Annotated in this window: 1 protein-coding gene and 1 pseudogene; one reads left to right on the top strand and one right to left on the bottom strand. The window is 41.2% G+C overall.

The window, feature by feature from the left end; all coding sequences use genetic code 11:
- Positions 1–257: 257 nt before the first annotated feature.
- Positions 258–896 carry a recombinase family protein gene (locus RTW80_RS25265; RefSeq protein WP_001576905.1) on the bottom strand — a complete coding sequence of 213 codons (639 nt, stop codon included), beginning with the start codon at positions 894–896 and terminating at the stop codon, positions 258–260.
- 380 nt (positions 897–1,276) lie between these two features.
- Here RTW80_RS25265 and RTW80_RS25260 point away from each other — a divergent pair.
- Positions 1,277–1,387: pseudogene (locus tag RTW80_RS25260) on the top strand (peptidyl-arginine deiminase); the annotation flags it as partial.

Below are 1,387 nucleotides of genomic sequence, written 5' to 3'. Positions count from 1 at the left end.
GTATGATACAGAATCTATCTACTATAAACGAAAATACAGCACGATCAATGCTCACACTCTATATGGGACGTTCGTACCTGGACATGATTATCTGTGTTCAATGTCCCCGCATGACCGTCTTAACATCCAGAATATTACGTTTCCAAAAAAACCAGAAATGATAAAAAATGAGCTTAACGTACAATAATTTTCGATATCCAAACTGACCCCTATATGCCCATATCCAAAGTAATTCAGGATAACAGCTTCCCTACTCACTAGAGTGATTGCCGGGATTTACGTTTTATTGCGCTACTGATTGTGCCACGGCTGCACCCTAGCACTTTCTGTACCTGTGTCCAGGAGCTACCGCTTTCTATCAACCTGATAATTGCATCATGTCTGGCTTGATTAGGTTTACGCCCTTTATATTTGCCGTCTTTCCTTGCTTTCTCTATCCCTTGTTTCTGGCGTTCCCGCCGTTGTTCATAGTCCCTTCTGGCAACAGCGGCCAGCATATCCAGCAGCATATCGTTAATGGCTGCAAACAACCGGCTATCAAACTCACTCATACCAGAATTAATCCATGTCGTCGGCACATTCACCGCCATAACCCGGATGTCTTTCTGCCGGATCATTTTCTTCAACGTATTCCAGTCTTCCCCTGACAGGCGGGAAAGTCTGTCCACATCCTCGATAAGCAAAATGTCATTTTGTTGGCAATCTCTCAGAAGACGAAAAAGTTCCGGGCGCTCAAGACGGGTGCCGGATTCATTCTCAATATAGTAGCTGCAAATGATCAGGCCTCTTTCCCTGGCAAAAGCCTCGATAGTTTCCAGGGCACGCGAAGCATCCTGTTCTGCTGTTGAAGCTCTCAGATAAGCGCGGACAAAGCTTGTTGGTACATTTGAAGTCATATTACAGAACCGGTTCACATAAGGTTATACCACTATACCCAAAATGCACCAGAAAGTAGATCGACAGGAAAGGCACACTCTAAAAGAACCAGAAAACAGACCTCTGGTCATAAAGTGACAATGTCACATGAAAATTTACAACGTAAAGATGATGTAAAGACAAGTACTGATTTACTATGTAAAGCCAATATAATGATGCGCTAGTCTTTACAAAATAAAGATAACATAAATACATGATTGTCTTTATTTGTGCTTTACATGGTAAATCCTATGTAATATAAAGACACTGTAAAGATAAAATCATCTTTACAGAAAACACACAATGTAAAGACAAGACGATCTTTACATGATCTTTACATGATAAAGAGAGGAATCCTCAAATGGGTAAAATCTTGCTTGTCGTATCAGATAAGGGTGGTGTAGGAAAAAGTACCTACGTGGCTAACACAGGCTCAATGCTAGTCAATAAAGGTAAGTCGGTAATTATCCTC

Source organism: Escherichia sp. AM3, from assembly GCF_032029835.1.
Taxonomy (GTDB): domain Bacteria; phylum Pseudomonadota; class Gammaproteobacteria; order Enterobacterales; family Enterobacteriaceae; genus Escherichia; species Escherichia coli.
This window is presented reverse-complemented; position numbering and strand designations above follow the sequence as displayed.